Origin of the sequence: Streptomyces sp. NPDC005374 (assembly GCF_042872225.1) — a bacterium.
In the GTDB taxonomy this organism is placed as follows: Bacteria; Actinomycetota; Actinomycetes; order Streptomycetales; family Streptomycetaceae; genus Streptomyces.
Genome location: NZ_JBIAKA010000003.1, coordinates 458,445 through 474,264 on the forward strand (window position 1 = coordinate 458,445; position 15,820 = coordinate 474,264).

Consider the following 15,820-nt stretch of genomic DNA (forward strand, 5'->3'; position numbering starts at 1 on the left):
AACGTGACGTCGTCCTTCGAGTTCAACACGTACCCCGCGCGGCTGTCCGACGCGGAGCGCGACAAGGCGCTGAAGGTGCTCCGTGACGGCGTCGCCCTGGGCCGCCTGTCGCACGACACGTTCGTGCGCCGCATGGAACTGGCCCTCGTCGCGCGCCGGTCCGACGAACTCGTCGCGCTCACCGCCGACCTGCCCCAGGAGAATCGCGTCTCCCGTCTGGTCTTCGGCACCGTCGAGGCCGTTTCCGGCTTCACCGTGCGGCTGCGCAGGGCGTGGCAGGCCGAGCGGCTGCCCAAGCTGCTGCTGCCGCACCCCGGCAGCGGGCACGCGCTGCGCATCGGCCGCGACCCGGCGAACGGCCTGCGGCTGACCCACGAGACCGTCTCCCGTGTCCACGCCGAACTCAGCCGGCAGGGCGGTATGTGGGTGCTGCGGGATCTCGGTTCGACCAACGGCACCACGGTCAACGGACGGCGGGTCACCGGTGCCGCCGTCGTCCGCGAGGGCGACCAGGTCGGGTTCGGCCGGATGGCCTTCCGGCTCGCGGTCAACTGAGCCCAACCTCACCTCTGGCCTGGGCTTTACGTGCCGTCGCGGTTCAAAACCCTTTCCCCCGCGCGGTGTTGACGTACCCGTCAACTCGTGACTGACTGTGCGTACACCATGCACACCAGGTGAACCGACGGCACCACATAGTGGAGGTGTGCCCTGCCGCCCCTCCTCCGCTACCCGACCGTCGACGAGCTGGGCGCACGGGCCGCGGCCCTCGTGGCCCGCCATCCCTCGGACGCCCGACTGCGCCGGGCAGGCACCTCCCGCGCGGGCAACCCCCTGTGGCTGCTCTCCGTCGGCCACGGCAGCCGCCAGGCCCTCGTCGTCGCCGGACCGCACGCCAACGAACCCGTGGGCGGCGGCACCGTCCTCAGACTGGCCGAGCGGGCCCTGGCCGACCCCCGGCTCACCGCCGGCGCGGACGCGACCTGGAACCTGCTGCTCTGCCTCGACCCCGACGGCCTGCGCCGCAACGAGGGCTGGCTGCGCGGCCCGTACTCACTGGACCGCTACTTCCGGAACTTCTTCCGGCCGGGCTTCGGCGAACAGCCGGAATGGCTGCCCGACGGCGCGGAAGCCGCCGCGCTCCCGGAGACCCGCACCCTCCTCGCCCTCCAGGACGAGCTGCGGCCCTTCCTGCAGTGCTCCCTGCACGGCGTCGACGTCGGCGGCGGCTTCGTGGAACTCACCCACGACCTGCCCGGCATGGCCCGGCGCGTCGCCCACACCGCGGCCCGGCTGCGCATCCCGCGCGAGGTGGGCCCGTACGACACCCTGTACTGGCCGTGCCTGGGCCCCGCCGTCTACCGGATCCCGCCGCCCCGGCGCGGCGACCTGGCCGCCGCCATCACCGAGGCCGCCGTCGAGTCGACCTGGTACCACCCGCACCGGTACGGCACCGTGACCGCCGTCGTCGAGGCGCCCATGTGGGGCGTGGCCGCCGTCGAGGACGGCAGCACGCCCGCCGACGCGGCCGCCGTGCTGCGCACCGTCAGCCACACGCTGCGCCGCGACGCGCGGCTCCTGGAGGACGTCCTGGCGCGGATCCGCCCGTATGTCTCGGACGCCCCGGACGCCGCGCGGCTGCTCGCCCCGGTCGAGGACTACCTCCTGGTCTGCCCCGGACTCGCCGACGCCTGGGATCCCGACGTCGCCGACGGCGTCCGTCCGCTGCCACCGCTCAGCACCGGTCACCTGGCCGCCCTGCGCATCGCGGGACGCCGCCTCGCCCTGCGCACGGCCGGGCTCCTGCACCAGCTCGTGACCCGCGCGGGCGCGGCCCCGGCCGGCGCGCTGCCGGAGCTGGACCGGCTCATCGACACCTGGTGCGCCGACTACCGCGACGGCTGCGGGGCACACTGGATCCCGGTGCCGCGCCAGATCGAGTACCAGTCGCGGGTCGTGCTGGCCGCCTTCGAACTCGCCGCGCGGCACGCGCCCGCGTGCTCCCGTTCGGGTGAGTCCGGGTGGGGATCCGAGGCCGCCGTGCCGATGCATCGGGAATGACGCACACGATCACAGCCACAGCGGTACGACGAGCGGCCCGCGCGGGTCTCACGGCGGCGGCCGCCCTGCTGCTCGCCGCAGCGGCCCCCGCGACGGCCGGAACCGCCGCCGGGGGCGACCACCTCTACCTCATGGTCACCAAGGGCGACGGCCGCTCCAGCGACACCCGCGGCACCCTCCTGCTGTGCGACCCGCCCCAGGGCCACGCCCGGGCCGCCGAGGCCTGCGCCCAACTCGACGCCGTCGGTGGCGACATCGGTGCCCTGCCACCCGCCGACGTCTACTGCCCGATGCTCTACGCGCCGGTCACCGTCCAGGCACGCGGGCAGTGGAAGGGCCGACCCGTCGAGTACCGGGAAACCTTCTCGAACGGATGCGTGATGGCGGCGCGGACCGGGGCGGTCTTCGCGCTGGACGGCTGACGCCCGCGCGCGTGGAGCGGCGTCGGCTCACCCCGTCCGTGCGCGCGCCTGCAGCGCCACCGCCACGACCGTGCGGGCCTGGTGCTCGACCTGGTGCTCCAACGGCACCCAGCGGGCCCGGAAGCGCTCGGCGAAGGCGTCGCTCCACACCCTGACCAGCCGTTCGAGGCGTGGCGCGGCGCGGTCGTCGGTCTCCCGCAGGACCCGCAGCAACATGGCCGCCGCCCGCAGCGGCAACCGGCGGGAGAACGCGTCCACACTGCCGATGTACGCCCTCGTGTCGTCCGCGGGGCGTGTGTGGATCCAGTCCGCGGCCAGCCCCGGCACCAGCTCCAGCCCCCAGGTGGCGGCCCGCAGCAGCGGCCCGTCGACACCCTCCAGGCGTGGCAGCGCGTCCGCCAGTATCCGGTCCACCGCCCCGGACTCCCGCAGCAGGCGGCCCGCCAGCCGCCGCATCGCCGCCGCCGGTGCCGGATGCGGCGCCGGGTCGTCCACCAGGTCGCTCGCCCACATCGGTACCTCGACCACCGCGGTCAGACCGCCGTATCGGTGCGCGTGGTACCAGGTGCTGAGGCGTGCGTCGTCCGGCATGCTCGGATACGCCGCCCCCGCGCCCGGCGCCGGCATCACATGCACCCCGGGCCCGGACGCTGGCCAGCCCGCCGCGTCCGAGGCGCCGGTCTCCACCGGTATGCGCAGCTCCGCCGCGGACTTGGCGAACGGCTCGGCGAGACCGGGGACGTCCTTCGTCAACTGCACCCAGCTGCCGCCCAGATCGGTGCCGTGCAGGGTCACCTGGAGGTAGGGCCGCAGTGCGTCGATCAACCCGGTCAGGGCGCGGGTCTCCGGCGGCAGCCGGTCGGGCGGCAGCATCGACGGCGCCCACTCGGGCTGTTCCTCACCGGCCGGCCGGAAGAAGCCCAGGTGGTAGTCGAACAGAGTGCGCGGCGCCGGAGTGACATGGAGGCTCGCGCCGTCGGGATCCGCGCACAGGAGGAAATGCCAGGCGGTGTCCTGCCTCAACGCCCGCTCGGCCAGCACCCGTTCGGCCACCGCGAGCGCCGCGGGGCCGCCGGCCGGTTCGTTGGAGTGGGCGCCCGCGACGACCAGGACGGCACGCCGGGCGTCGCCGATCGACAGCACCTGCAGGGGCCTGCCCGCGCGCGAGACACCGATCTGCCTCAGGCGGCAGACGTCCGGCCGCAGCGCGGCCAATGCCCGGGCGGAACGGGTCAGTTCGGTCACCGTGGGGTAGCGCAGCTCCGGCAGGAGACTCACCCCCGATTCATCCGCCCGGCCTCGCAATCCGCAGTACCGCACGACCCGGTTGACGTGTCAAGGACGCGGTGGGGGAGGCTCCGGGGGGCGCCCAGGGGCATTTACCGTCAGCCGGTAGGACGGTGGGTGCCAGCGGGGGTGGTCCGCGCCCTTCCGCCCGCGACAACGACCCGGCCCACACCGTCGCCGCGGACCCGGCAGGCGGCGGGAACACCTCGCCGACCGCCCACGGGCACCGGTACCGACGCCGCGAGCCCGGGCGCGAAAAACGCGAACGACACGTCGTCCTTCGTCACCACACGCCGGCCGCCCGGCACGAGCCCCGGGAGCATGTGCGGGCGTGAGCCGGTCGCGAGGACGATGCCGCGGCGCGCGGTGAAGGTGCGCACGCCGGAGGGCGGTTCGCGGCGGCCGGCGAGAATCGGCGGTCCCCTCAGTCCGTGCTGTCGCCGACCCGTTCCAGCAGTGCCACCGACAGTTCCCCGAAAAGCTCCTCCACGCGCGTGCGCCCGGAGAACTTCCTCCCCGGCGCCAGCACATCGCCCCACACACCGGGCGGCAGCGGCAGCACCGTGTCCCGCCAGCCGCCCGCCTCCGCCAGCCGCAGCGACAGCCGGGTCACCGCGGTGAGCACCTCACCGGAGCGCGTGAACGCCGCACAGTGTGCGGCGGCGGGGCCTTCCGCGGCCAGCGGAGCGTACGTCGCCGAGTCCCCGAAGACGTCCGGCCGACGCCGGCGCAGCCCGAGCGCGGCAGCCGTGAGCGCACCCTTGTCGCCGGAGTCCTCCGGCGGGAACCGCACCGGCCGCCGGTTGTCCGGGTCCACCAGCGCCAGGTACTCGCCCTCCGTGCCCTGGTACACGTCCGGAATCCCGGGCATCGTCAGCTGCACCAGGGCCGCGCCCAGCACGTTCGCCCGGACGTGCGGCGCCACCCGGGCCCGCAGCCCCGTCACCCGCTCGCCCTGCGGCCCGCACGGCCCGGCCGCGACGAACGCCGCCACCGCCTCCTCGTACGCGGGCTCCTGCTCCGTCCAGCTCGTGTGCAGCCCCGCCTCGCGCACATGCTTCAGCAGCGCCTCCCACACCCGCTCCGGGGCCGCCGGGCCGAGCCCGAACACCGTCTGCCAGGCCGCCCACGCCAGCTGCGGATCCGGCACGCCCTCGCCGGTGCGGGTCACCTCGGCCAGCGTGTCCGCCCACCACTGCGGGCACTCGGTGAGCACGGCCAGGGCCGCACGCACATCGGCACTGCGCTTGGTGTCGTGCGTCGACACCACGGTCCCCGTCAGCGGCCAGTCGCGCTGCACGCGCGCGCAGTAGGCGTGGAACTCCTCCGGCGAGAGGGCCGGACGCCCGGGGTTCCCGCCCACCTCGGTCGCCGACAGCAGCGGCACATACCGGTAGAACGCCGTGTCCTCCACGGACTTGGCCCGCAGCGCCGACGACGTCTGCGCGAACCGCGTCCGGAACTCCACCTGGTCCGGCCCGTCACCGAACCGCCCCAGCACCAGATCCCGTACGACGTCGACGGCGCCCGCCTCCTCCGGCACCACGAACGCCTGCCGGGCCTCGGCGGCGGCCTCCTCGGTGACGACGCCGGCGGCGTCCGAGGAGCCGTAGGGACGGTAGACCTCCATCCGGACCAGGAGTTCCTGGAGCGCGGTGCGCAGCGCCCAGGGTGCGCGGTCGCGCAGTGCGGGCTCCGGGGACGTGGCACACACGCGTGCCGCCACCCGGGTCAGCCGGTCGGTCTCGGCGGCCAGCTCGTGCGTGACCACCTTGTACGCCGCCCGCCGTACCGTGGCGGCCCAGTCGCCGCCGCGGTCCGTCTGCGGGGCCGCGAACCGCCGGTACTGGCCCAGGAGTTCCCCGAACCCGGCCGGGTCCGTGAACAGCCCGTCGATGTGCCTCAGGGCGTCGTAGCCGGTCGTCCCCGCCACCGGCCAGGAGGCGGGCAGCCGCTCCCCGTCCGCGAGGATCTTCTCCACGACGGTCCAGCGGCCGCCGGTCGCCTCGTGCAGCCGCCGGAGGTAGGCATCGGGGTCGGCGAGTCCGTCGGGGTGGTCGATCCGCAGTCCGTCGACCACGCCCTCGTGCAGGAGCTGCAGGATCTTGGCGTGGGTGGCCTCGAACACCTCCGAGTCCTCGACCCGCACCCCGATCAGCTCCGAGATGCTGAAGAAGCGCCGGTAGTTGAGTTCGGTACGCGCCAGCCGCCACCACGCGGGGCGGTACCACTGGGCGTCCAGGAGCTGCGGCAGCGGCAGCTCCTCGGTGCCCTCGCGGAGCGGGAACACATGGTCGTGGTAGCGCAGCACCTCGCCGTCCACCGTGAGGTTGTCGAGCTCCGTGCCGACCGGGCCGCCCAGCACCGGCAGCAGTACCTGCCCGTCCTGCGCCTCCCAGTCGATGTCGAACCAGCGCGCATACGGCGACTTCGGGCCCTCCCGCAGCACCTCCCACAGGGCACGGTTGTGGCGCGGGGACATCGCCATGTGGTTCGGCACGATGTCCACCACCAGGCCGAGCCCGTGCTCCCGCGCGGTGCGCGACAGGGCCCGCAGGCCCTCCTCGCCGCCCAGTTCCGCGCGCACGCGCGCGTGGTCCACCACGTCGTAGCCGTGCGTCGAGCCGGGCACGGACTCCAGGACGGGGGACAGGTGCAGGTGCGAGACGCCGAGCGAGGCCAGGTACGGCACGGTCGCCGCCGCGGCCCCGAACGGGAAGTCGGGCTGCAACTGGAGCCGGTACGTGGCCGTCGGCACCGCCGGGTCGGATCGCTCAGGTGTCATGGGGTTCTCCGTACCCGTCCTGCCGCCTTTCGTGTCATCGCGTGCTCCATGTGCCCTCCTAGACAGGCCGTTGCAGCACGGTCAGGCTGCGGTCCACCAGGGTCAGCCGGTCCCCGGCCTGCACCTTCGGCCCCGTGCCGGGCGGTACCCCGTCCGGGCGGGCGGTGTCCACCACGACCTGCCACTGCCGGCCGTGGTCGACCGGCACCACGAAGTCCAGCGTCTTCGGCGACGCGTTGAACATCAGCAGGAACGAGTCGTCGGTGATCCGCTCCCCGCGCGGGCCCGGCTCGGAGATCGCGTTGCCGTTGAGGAAGGCCGTCAGCGCCGAGGCCTGGGCCCGGTCCCAGTCCCGTTGCGTCATCTCCTCGCCCTCGGGGGTGAACCAGGCGATGTCCGACAGGTCGTCGTGGGTGCCCTCCACGGGCCGCCCGTGGAAGAAGCGGCGGCGCCGGAAGACCGGGTGGTCCTTGCGCAGCCACACCATCGCGCGCGTGAAGTCCAGCAGTCCGGCCGCGAGCTCCGTCTCCTCCCCGGCGTCCTCGGGCCAGCGCACCCAGGCCAGCTCGCTGTCCTGGCAGTAGGCGTTGTTGTTGCCGCGCTGCGTGCGCGCGACCTCGTCGCCGTGGCTGATCATCGGCACGCCCTGGGACAGCATCAGCGTGGCGACGAAGTTGCGCATCTGGCGGGCGCGCAGCTCCAGCACGGCGGGGTCGTCCGTATCGCCCTCGGCCCCGCAGTTCCAGGACCTGTTGTGGCTCTCACCGTCCCGGTTGTCCTCGCCGTTGGCCTGGTTGTGCTTCTCGTTGTAGGAGACGAGGTCGTGCAGGGTGAAGCCGTCGTGGCAGGTCACGAAGTTGATGGAGGCCAGCGGGCGCCGCCCGTCGTCCTGGTACAGATCGGACGAACCGGTCAGCCGGGACGCGAACTCCGCGAGCGCCCGCGGCTCACCCCGCCACAGGTCCCGCACGGTGTCGCGGTACATGCCGTTCCACTCGGTCCACAGCGGCGGGAAGTTCCCCACCTGGTAGCCGCCCTCGCCCACGTCCCACGGCTCGGCGATCAGCTTCACCTGGGAGACCACCGGGTCCTGCTGCACCAGGTCGAAGAACGACGACAGCCGGTCCACCTCGTGGAACTGCCGGGCCAACGTGGCCGCCAGGTCGAAGCGGAAGCCGTCGACGTGCATCTCGGTGACCCAGTACCGCAGCGAGTCCATGATCAGCTGAAGGACGTGCGGGGACCGCATCAGCAGGGAGTTCCCGGTGCCCGTCGTGTCCATGTAGTACTGGGGGTCCTCGGTGAGGCGGTAGTACGACGGGTTGTCGAGGCCCTTGAAGGACAGCGTGGGCCCCAGGTGGTTGCCCTCGGCGGTGTGGTTGTAGACGACGTCCAGGATGACCTCGATACCGGCCTCGTGCAGGGCCCTGACCGCCGACTTGAACTCCAGGACCTGCTGACCGCGGTCGCCCCAGGAGGCGTACGCGTTGTGCGGGGCGAAGAAACCGATGGTGTTGTAGCCCCAGTAGTTGTTCAGGCCCATGTCCACCAGGCGGTGGTCGTTCACGAACTGGTGGACGGGCATCAGCTCCAGCGTGGTGACGCCGAGCTCCACCAGGTGGTCGATGATCGCCGGGTGCGCGAGGGCGGCGTAGGTGCCGCGCAGCTCCTCGGGCAGTCCCGGGTGCTGCATGGTGAGGCCCTTGACGTGCGCCTCGTAGATCACCGTCTCGTGGTAGCCGATCCGGGGCCGCCGGTCGTCGCCCCAGTCGAAGTACGGGTTGACCACGACCGACGTCATCATGTGCGGCGCCGAATCGAGGTCGTTGCGCTTGTCGGGCTCGTCGAAGTGGTAGCCGTACACCTCCTCGCCCCATTGGATGGAGCCGCTGATCGCGCGCGCGTACGGGTCGAGCAGCAGCTTCGCCGAGTTGCAGCGCTGGCCCCGCTCGGGCGCGTACGGGCCGTGCACGCGGAAGCCGTAGCGCTGTCCGGGCATCACGCCCGGCAGGTAAGCGTGCCGGACGAACGCGTCGCTCTCGCGCAGTTCCACCGCCGTTTCCGAGCCGTCGTCGTGAAGCAGACACAGCTCTACTCGGTCCGCGGTCTCCGTGAAGACCGCGAAGTTCGTGCCGGCGCCGTCGTACGTGGCACCGAGTGGATATGCCTCTCCAGGCCAGACCTGCATGCAACGACTCTTTCAGGTGTCCCGCGCCACGTGGGGCGCCTTGGACCCGAGTGTCCACGAAAGTGAGGGAACCACCTATGACTTACGTCCCTCTTACCCATTGACCAGAGCACAGGACGATCACAGGATCGGTCTGTGCCGAACCATTGGGGCAGACGCGTACTCCCGGAGCAGGCCGGGGAGTAGGGGGAAGATGTGCGCAAGATAGTGCACCGCCACCTGGGGAAAGTGGTGGCAGGTGCGGCGATCGCGGTGACGGGGACCGCAGTGATGATCGGGATCACCCTGCCGGGCACGGCGGGGGCGGACGACAGCGGGGGCGGCAAGGGGGCCGCGGGACAGCCCGCCGTGCAGGCGGGACAGGGGCAGGACGGGGCCGTCGCGCCCGGGGTCGTCGAATCGGCGCCCGCCGCCGAGGGGGACAAGGGCAAGGGACGCGACCCGCTCACCGACGACGAGATCCAGCGGGTCGAGCAGATCGCTGTGAACCGGCAGATGTTCAACGCCAGTGAGGACGTCGAGGGCGAGCGCGGCCCCGAGCGGCTCACCGTCGACCTCGCCGACCCCAGGGCCGACGAACTCGACGATCCGGCCGCGCCCCGCCGCGCGGACGTGACCTTCTACGACTACCGGGACGACACCCTCGTCACCAGGACCGTCGATCTCGACAGCGGCAAGGTCGTCGCGACCGGCAGCCAGCACGGCGTCCAGCCGCCGCTGAGCAGCGCCGAGTACGCGGAGGCGGCGAGCCTTCTGATCGCCGACCCGCTGGGCGCGGACCTGAAGTCCGATTACAAGGACGCCACCAGCAAGGTACTCACCTCTCCCGACCAGCTGCTGCTCACCGGCGCGGTGTACCGGGCGATCCCGGGCGGCCAGCCGGCCGTGCTCGACAAGTGCGGCGAGCACCGCTGCGTGCGGCTGTTCCCGAAGGTGAAGAACGGCCCCTGGATCGACGCCAGGGCCTTCGTGATCGACCTGAGCGCCCGCAAGGTCGCCAAGCTCGAGAGCTGAGCCACCACCCGTTCGTCCACTTCTCCCACTCGCCCCTTCCGCAAGGGAGTCCTTTCTTCATGCACGTCAACAGAATCAGCCGTGCCCGCAGGCACACGGCGCTGGGCCTGTCGGTTGCCGCGCTCGCCGCCGGTGTGACGGCCGGCGCCGGACCGGCCGCCGCCCAGCCGAAGGCCGTGTCCGCCGCGCCGCCCGCGGAGTGCAGCACCGCGTACAAGATCGAGCAGAAGCTCTCCAGCGGCACGACCTGGCGGATGTGCTGGCGCTACGACAGCAAGGCCGGGCTCACCCTGGAGAACATCTCCTACCAGCCCAAGGGCGAGGCCAAGGCCTTCAAGGTCCTCAACAGCGCCCGGCTCGGCCAGATCCACGTCCCCTATGACGACGGCAGCGTCGAGTACGACGACCTGACGGGCTTCGGCTTCGCACAGGGCCTGATGAACCTGGACCCGGGCGAGTGTCCCGGCGGCACCATCAAGAGCGTCAAGGTCCCGGACTCCTGGGACCCCGACCACCCGAACGTCAACGGCCTGTGCACCACCACGCGCTCGCGTGGTCACGCCTACCGCATGCAGGGCGACAGCGCCAACAAGGTCTACCAGGCCCAGGGCAAGGACCTGCTCGTCTACTCGGTCAACCAGGTCGGCTGGTACGAGTACATGACGGAGTGGCGCTTCCAGGACGACGGCACCATCAGCATGAACCTCGGCGCCACCGGCAGCCTCTCCTACGAGGACTACGACGCCGGCGACGGCCGCGGCTGGCCGATCGGCAAGGGGCCCCGCGCCCAGGCCACCAGCCACAGCCACAACGCCTTCTGGCGTCTGGACTTCGCCCTCGACGGCTCCTCCAAGAACCGGGTCGAGCAGTACGACTCGACGGTCACCGCGGCCGCCCAGGGCCAGCAGGCGGCGACCGTCAAGACCACCCGCACCCCGGTCACCACGGAACTCGCCGGCGACTCCAAGAGCTACCGCTGGTGGCGCATGGTCAGCGCGCTCGGCAAGAACAAGGACTGGCACTCGCGGTCGTACGAGATCGTCCCCGGCCCGAGCACCAGGTACCCGGGCCGCAGCTTCACCAAGCACGACGTGTACTTCACCGAGTACAACCAGTGCGAGCAGTTCGCCAGCAACAACACCGGCAACTGCGGTGCCGGAGCGGGCAAGTCCGTCGACAAGTGGGTCAACGGCCAGACCCTCACGCACCCCGTGGTCTGGATGAACGTCGGCTTCCACCACATCGCCCGGGACGAGGACCAGCAGCCCATGCCGGTCCACTGGCAGGGATTCTCCATCGCCCCCCGGGACGTCACGGCTATGAATCCGCTCACTCCGGCCGAGCTCGCGGGGCAGAACGGGCACTGGGAGCCCGGTAGTTGAGATTGACCCTGTCCATCCGGCTGCACCGCCGACCGCTCCCGGAGTACCCTTCCTTGATCGTTGGGTGGGGGTGGGCCCCCGGGAGTGCTCGGGGGAGCGGAAGGCGGTGCGCGGGTGGGCTCGGGAGGGCTGGAGTTGCCCCCTGGTGACGAGGGTCACGAGGGGAACTCCGCAGACGTCCCGCCCGGCACGGTGTCCCTGGCACGGCCGATGGACGCGGGAGCGACGATCGGGCCGGAGCTGGACTGGGACGCCGACGCCTGGCGCGAGGTGCGTACGCGCGCACAGCGGGCAGGCCGGGCCTACATCTGGCTGAACCTCGTCGAACAGCGGCTGCGGGCCGTCGTGGCCGCTGTCCTGCGTCCCATCTACGAACCCGTCCACGGCCACGATGACTGGGTGGTCGCCGCCGCCGGACCCGCCGGACAGGAGTGGGTCCAGCGCGCGGTCGCCGTACGCGAAGTCAGCCGTCGCAAGGGCTACCTGCTCGACCCCGCCGACGACAACGTCCTCAGCTTCCTCACCCTGCCGCAGCTGCGCGAGCTGATGGTGCAGCACTGGCCGTGCTTCGAGCCCTACTTCGACGAGCGCCGGGACGTCGAACTGGCCCTGGACGAGCTGGAAGTCACCCGCAACGTCGTCTCCCGCAACCGTGCCCTGTCGGAGGCGGTCCTCGGCCAGGCCGAGCGCGCCTCGGCCAAGCTCCTTGAGATACTCGGCGCCGGCGGCGACGTGCCGTCCGCCCGCAGGCTGCCCGTGGACGCCGTCGAGGACCTGGTCGGCGACCGGTACGCCGACGTGGTCGCCGTGCACCCCGACCGGGTGCGGCTGCTGCGGCAGTTCCCCGCCGAGGACATCTTCCGCGACGCCCGCCGCCTCGACGCCGTCGGCATCGGCCTCAACCTCCTGGTGCAGAACTTCTCCGGCCGCCGTCTGGTGCGTCTCGCCGAGGCCGGCTGCCGGGTGCGGCTGCTGTTCCTGAACCCGGCCTCCAGCGCCGTCAAGCGGCGCGAGCGTGAACTGGGCATGAAGCGCGGCGAGTTGAGCCGCGCCGTGGAGATGAACATCCTGCACATGCGCCGGGTGCGGTCGAGACTGCGTGACCCGGGCGCCTTCGAGATCCAGGTCTACGACGACACCCCGCGCTTCACGGCCTACCTCGTGGACGGCGACGGATCGGACGGGATCGCGGTCGTGCAGTCCTATCTGCGCCGCTCCCGGGGCATGGAGGCGCCGGTCCTCGTCCTGCGCAACGGCAGCCGGGTGGTCAAGCCGGGCGATGTGGACGACAGCGGCCTCTTCCCGACCTATCGCGAGGAGTTCGAGACGAACTGGGCGGATTCACGGCCGGTGTCCTGAAGTGTCCCCTCGTGCGGGGGCGGTGGGCGGAATGCGGCCGTCCGATTGTCAGTGGCCCATGGGAAGGTGGAGACCACTGGGGGAAAGCACCACCAAGAAGGGGGACCGCCCATGGGCTGGCACCGAGAGCTGCTGATCGGCTTCGACCTGGAGACCACCGGCACCGATCCGCTCGAGGCGCGCATCGTCACGGGAGCCGTGATCGAGGTCAGGGACGGGCAGCCCGCAGGGCACCGGGAATGGCTCGCGGACCCCGGTGTGGAGATCCCGGCGGACGCCGTCGCGGTGCACGGCATCAGCAACGAGCGTGCGACCGCCGAGGGCCGCCCCGCCGACCAGGTCGCCGACGCCATCGCGGACGTCCTCACGACCTACTGGAAATCGGGCGTCCCGGTCGTCGCCTACAACGCCGCGTTCGACCTCAGCCTGCTCTCCGCCGAACTGCGCCGGTACGGCCTGCCGTCGCTGCGCGAGCGCCTGGGCGGCCTCGACCCCGCGCCGGTCATCGACCCGTACACCATCGACCGCTCGGTGGACCGCTACCGCCGCGGCAAGCGCAACCTCGAAGCGGTCTGCACGGAGTACGGCGTCCCGCTCGACGCCGCCCACGACGCCTCCGCCGACGCCCTCGCCGCGGCCCGGCTCGCCTGCGCGATAGCCGACCGCCACCCCAAGGTCGCCGCCTTCGGCCCGGCGCAACTGCACCGCCGCCAGATCGAGTGGTACGCGGAATGGGCGGCGGACTTCCAGAGCTTCCTGCGCCGCAAGGGCGACGCGACGGCCGTGGTCGACGGCACGTGGCCGCTGCGCGAGCCGGCGGACGAGACGGTGTGAGCGGGCGTCAATCCGAAAGGGCGCTCGCGATGGGCTCCACCCGTGGCTCGGCCAACCGCTCGTAGTCGGCCCCCGAGATGCACAGCGACCGGTCCAGGCGGGCCGCGTTGAAGTACAGCCGGGGCTGTGCCACCACGTCCGGATCGGCGACGACCTCCAACTCGGGGTCGAAGCTGAACGGCAGCACCGTGCCGGGGATCGTGCGGGCCAGCCGCTCGGCGGTCTCCGCGTCGCTGAACCCGACGTAGCGCGCGGCGAACAGCGCGCGGATCGCGTCCAGGTCCACGCGCCTGTCCCCGGGGACGACCGCGAGGACGTTTCGCGTGGTCCGGCGGTCCACCTTGACCCGCAGCACGATGCACTTCGCCGCCTCGGAGGCGTGGTGCCCGCGCAGAGCGCACACGGCGTCCGTGCTGCCCTCGGGCTCATGGTCGATGAGCTCGTAGGGGACGGAGGAGGTGTCGAGCAGGGAGATCAGACGGTCGTAGGTGCCGGGGTCGGGCATGCGGTGTCCTCCTCACGGGGATGAACTTCGGCGTGGCGCAGGGTGGTTGTGCGATGGGCCCGTTCCACTGCCTGTCCCCAGTAGGTGCCAGTGACCATCATGACCGCGCCGAGCCCCGTCAGCACGGTGAAGTGCTCGCCGCCCAGGGCGACCCCCACCGCGGCAGCCCAGATCGGCTCGGTGCCCAGCAGCAGACTGGCCCGGCTGGCCGAGGTGCGCTGCACCGCCCAGGTCTGGGCGAGGAAGGCGAACACGCTGCAGAAGAGGGCGAGATAGAGCAGCTGCGTCCAGGTGGCAGGCCCGGCGTCGGCCAGGGTCGGGAGGTCCCGTGCGGCCGGGACGAGGAACAGCGCCGTGCCGACGAGGGTCTGCACGGTCGTGAGGTGCAGGGGCCGTATCGCCCGGCCCACGGTGAGCCGGCCGACCAGGGCCACATGGCCCGCCCGCACCACCGCGGCGCCGAGCATGAGCAGGTCGCCGAGGCGGGGCGCGTGGAAGCCGTTGCCCGCCATGAGAAGGCCGACGGCCAGGACGCACAGACCGGCGGCGGCGTAGAAGACGCCGGGCAGGCCGCCCGGATGTCCGGCGCGGTCGAGAAGCGGGGTGAGGACGATGGTCAGGCTGATGATGAGCCCGGCGTTGGCCGCGCTGGTGTGGGCGACACCGTAGGTCTCGACGAGCAGGACGGCTGCCTGGGTGAGGCCCAGGGGCACACCGGTCCGGAGCTCCTCGCGGGTCCACCGGCGCGGCCCTCGCCCGGAGGAGGCGACGACTCCCAGGCAGGTGAGCGCGGACAGGGCGTAGCGGGCGAAGAGCACCAGCAGGACAGGGAGAGCGGACGTCGCCGTCTGGGCGGAGAGATAACTCGAACCCCAGACGATCGCGACCAGCAGGAGTACCGAGTCGGTACGGCGGGCGTCGGACACCTGCCCACCCTGCACCGATCCGTCTCTGAAGCCCAGAGCGAGTTTCTTAAGCGATCTTTCAGTACTCCTACACTGTCGTGATGGACGAGAGACAGCTGCGGATCCTGCGGGAGCTGGGCGAACTGGGCAGCGTCACCGCGGTCGCCGAGGCGCTGCTGGTGACCCCGTCGGCGATCTCACAGCAGCTGCGGCTGCTCCAGCGTTCGGTCAAGGTGCCGCTGACCGAGCGCGACGGTCGCCGGCTGGTGCTCACGGACGCCGGGCAGGCCCTCGCGGACGCGGCCATCGAGGTGGAGACGGCGCTGGCGCGCGCCCGGCACACGGTCGAGGAGTTCGTGGACCGGCCCGACGGCGAGGTCTCGGTGGCGGCCTTCCACAGCGCGGGCGCCGCGTTCTTCCCGCTCCTGCTGCGCGCCCTCGCCGCCCCCGGCGCCCCGGTGGTGGGGCTCGCCGACGAGGACGTCGCCCAGGAGGACTTCCCCCGCCTCACCCGCGTGTACGACCTCGTCCTGGCCCACCGCCTCGACCACGCCCCGCCCTGGCCGCGCACGGTCACGGTGACCACGCTGCTGCACGAACCCCTGGACGTGGCGATGCCCGCCGGCCACCCGCTGGCGGCCAAACGCCGGGTGACCCCGTCAGACGTGGCCGACGAGCCCTGGATCACCGTCCACGACGGCTTCCCGGTCATGGCCACCATCGAGGCGATCGCCGCCGCATCGGGTCGCCGGCTCCATCTGGCCCACCGCATCAACGAGTTCGCGGTGGCGGCGGAGGTGGTCGCAGCGGGGGGAGGCCTGGCGCTGATGCCCAGGTGGACGACGCGCCGCCATCCGGCACTGGTACTAAGGCCGCTGAGCGGGGTCCAGGCAAGCCGCTGCATCGACGCCCTGTACCGCCCAGAGAGGACAGCGAGAAGGGCGGTCCGCACGGTGTTGGCTGAGCTGAAGTCGGCAGCACGATCGATCCAGGGCGCAGATGACTGACCCAGGGGCGCGGGACTGCATCAATGTGCGGCTACCGCCGCGCAGGCGCGACCAGCCACAAACGACCCGCACCC

General features: G+C 72.1%; 13 protein-coding genes. 8 read left to right on the top strand and 5 right to left on the bottom strand.

The features are described from left to right. Positions 1-3 precede the first annotated feature (3 nt). The 3 genes from ACFYRX_RS10375 (at position 4) to ACFYRX_RS10385 (ending at position 2,480) form a co-directional block, all read left to right on the top strand. Positions 4-555 (top strand): FHA domain-containing protein, encoded by a 552-nt coding sequence (locus ACFYRX_RS10375; protein WP_389097925.1) that lies wholly within the window; start codon positions 4-6, stop codon positions 553-555. 153 nt (positions 556-708) lie between these two features. Continuing rightward, positions 709-2,058 (top strand): M14 family zinc carboxypeptidase, encoded by a 1,350-nt coding sequence (locus tag ACFYRX_RS10380; RefSeq protein WP_389098226.1) that lies wholly within the window; start codon positions 709-711, stop codon positions 2,056-2,058. Then, on the top strand, positions 2,055-2,480 hold the full coding sequence (locus tag ACFYRX_RS10385; protein WP_389097926.1) for an SSI family serine proteinase inhibitor: 426 nt from the start codon (positions 2,055-2,057) through the stop codon (positions 2,478-2,480). The genes ACFYRX_RS10380 and ACFYRX_RS10385 overlap by 4 nt, the downstream gene beginning before the upstream one ends. 27 nt (positions 2,481-2,507) lie before the next feature. On the opposite strand, the gene ACFYRX_RS10390 is transcribed toward ACFYRX_RS10385, so the two are convergent. The 3 genes from ACFYRX_RS10390 to glgX form a co-directional block, all read right to left on the bottom strand. Continuing rightward, entirely contained in the window at positions 2,508-3,758 is a 1,251-nt protein-coding gene (locus ACFYRX_RS10390) for a M14 family zinc carboxypeptidase (RefSeq protein WP_389097927.1), read from the bottom strand. Between the two features lie 433 nt (positions 3,759-4,191). Continuing rightward, complete coding sequence (treY, locus tag ACFYRX_RS10395; RefSeq protein ID WP_389097928.1) at positions 4,192-6,552, bottom strand: malto-oligosyltrehalose synthase; 2,361 nt, start codon at positions 6,550-6,552, stop codon at positions 4,192-4,194. Positions 6,553-6,610: 58 nt separating this feature from the next. Next, positions 6,611-8,740, bottom strand: coding sequence for a glycogen debranching protein GlgX (gene glgX / locus ACFYRX_RS10400; protein WP_389097929.1), 2,130 nt, complete (start codon positions 8,738-8,740; stop codon positions 6,611-6,613). Between the two features lie 195 nt (positions 8,741-8,935). Here glgX and ACFYRX_RS10405 point away from each other — a divergent pair, with 195 nt between their 5' ends. The 4 genes from ACFYRX_RS10405 (at position 8,936) to ACFYRX_RS10420 (ending at position 13,329) form a co-directional block, all read left to right on the top strand. Continuing rightward, on the top strand, positions 8,936-9,754 hold the full coding sequence (locus ACFYRX_RS10405; RefSeq protein WP_389097930.1) for a Tat pathway signal sequence domain protein: 819 nt from the start codon (positions 8,936-8,938) through the stop codon (positions 9,752-9,754). Between the two features lie 59 nt (positions 9,755-9,813). Then, positions 9,814-11,136: a copper amine oxidase gene (locus ACFYRX_RS10410; protein ID WP_389097931.1), complete on the top strand. Its 1,323-nt coding sequence runs from the start codon at positions 9,814-9,816 to the stop codon at positions 11,134-11,136. Between the two features lie 84 nt (positions 11,137-11,220). Next, positions 11,221-12,495 (top strand): SAV2148 family HEPN domain-containing protein, encoded by a 1,275-nt coding sequence (locus ACFYRX_RS10415; RefSeq protein WP_389097932.1) that lies wholly within the window; start codon positions 11,221-11,223, stop codon positions 12,493-12,495. Between the two features lie 111 nt (positions 12,496-12,606). Further along, positions 12,607-13,329: a 3'-5' exonuclease gene (locus tag ACFYRX_RS10420; RefSeq protein ID WP_389097933.1), complete on the top strand. Its 723-nt coding sequence runs from the start codon at positions 12,607-12,609 to the stop codon at positions 13,327-13,329. A 7-nt stretch (positions 13,330-13,336) separates the two neighbouring features. Here the strand turns inward: ACFYRX_RS10420 and ACFYRX_RS10425 are convergent, their stop codons facing one another. Both ACFYRX_RS10425 and ACFYRX_RS10430 read right to left on the bottom strand, forming a co-directional pair. Then, positions 13,337-13,834 (bottom strand): YbaK/EbsC family protein, encoded by a 498-nt coding sequence (locus ACFYRX_RS10425; RefSeq protein WP_389097934.1) that lies wholly within the window; start codon positions 13,832-13,834, stop codon positions 13,337-13,339. Then, entirely contained in the window at positions 13,804-14,760 is a 957-nt protein-coding gene (locus ACFYRX_RS10430; RefSeq protein ID WP_389097935.1) for a DMT family transporter, read from the bottom strand. Before ACFYRX_RS10430 ends, ACFYRX_RS10425 begins: the two co-directional genes overlap by 31 nt. Before the next feature lie 80 nt (positions 14,761-14,840). Between ACFYRX_RS10430 and ACFYRX_RS10435 the strand changes: the two genes are divergently transcribed. After that, on the top strand, positions 14,841-15,746 hold the full coding sequence (locus ACFYRX_RS10435) for a LysR family transcriptional regulator (RefSeq protein ID WP_389097936.1): 906 nt from the start codon (positions 14,841-14,843) through the stop codon (positions 15,744-15,746). The last annotated feature ends 74 nt before the right edge of the window (positions 15,747-15,820 follow it).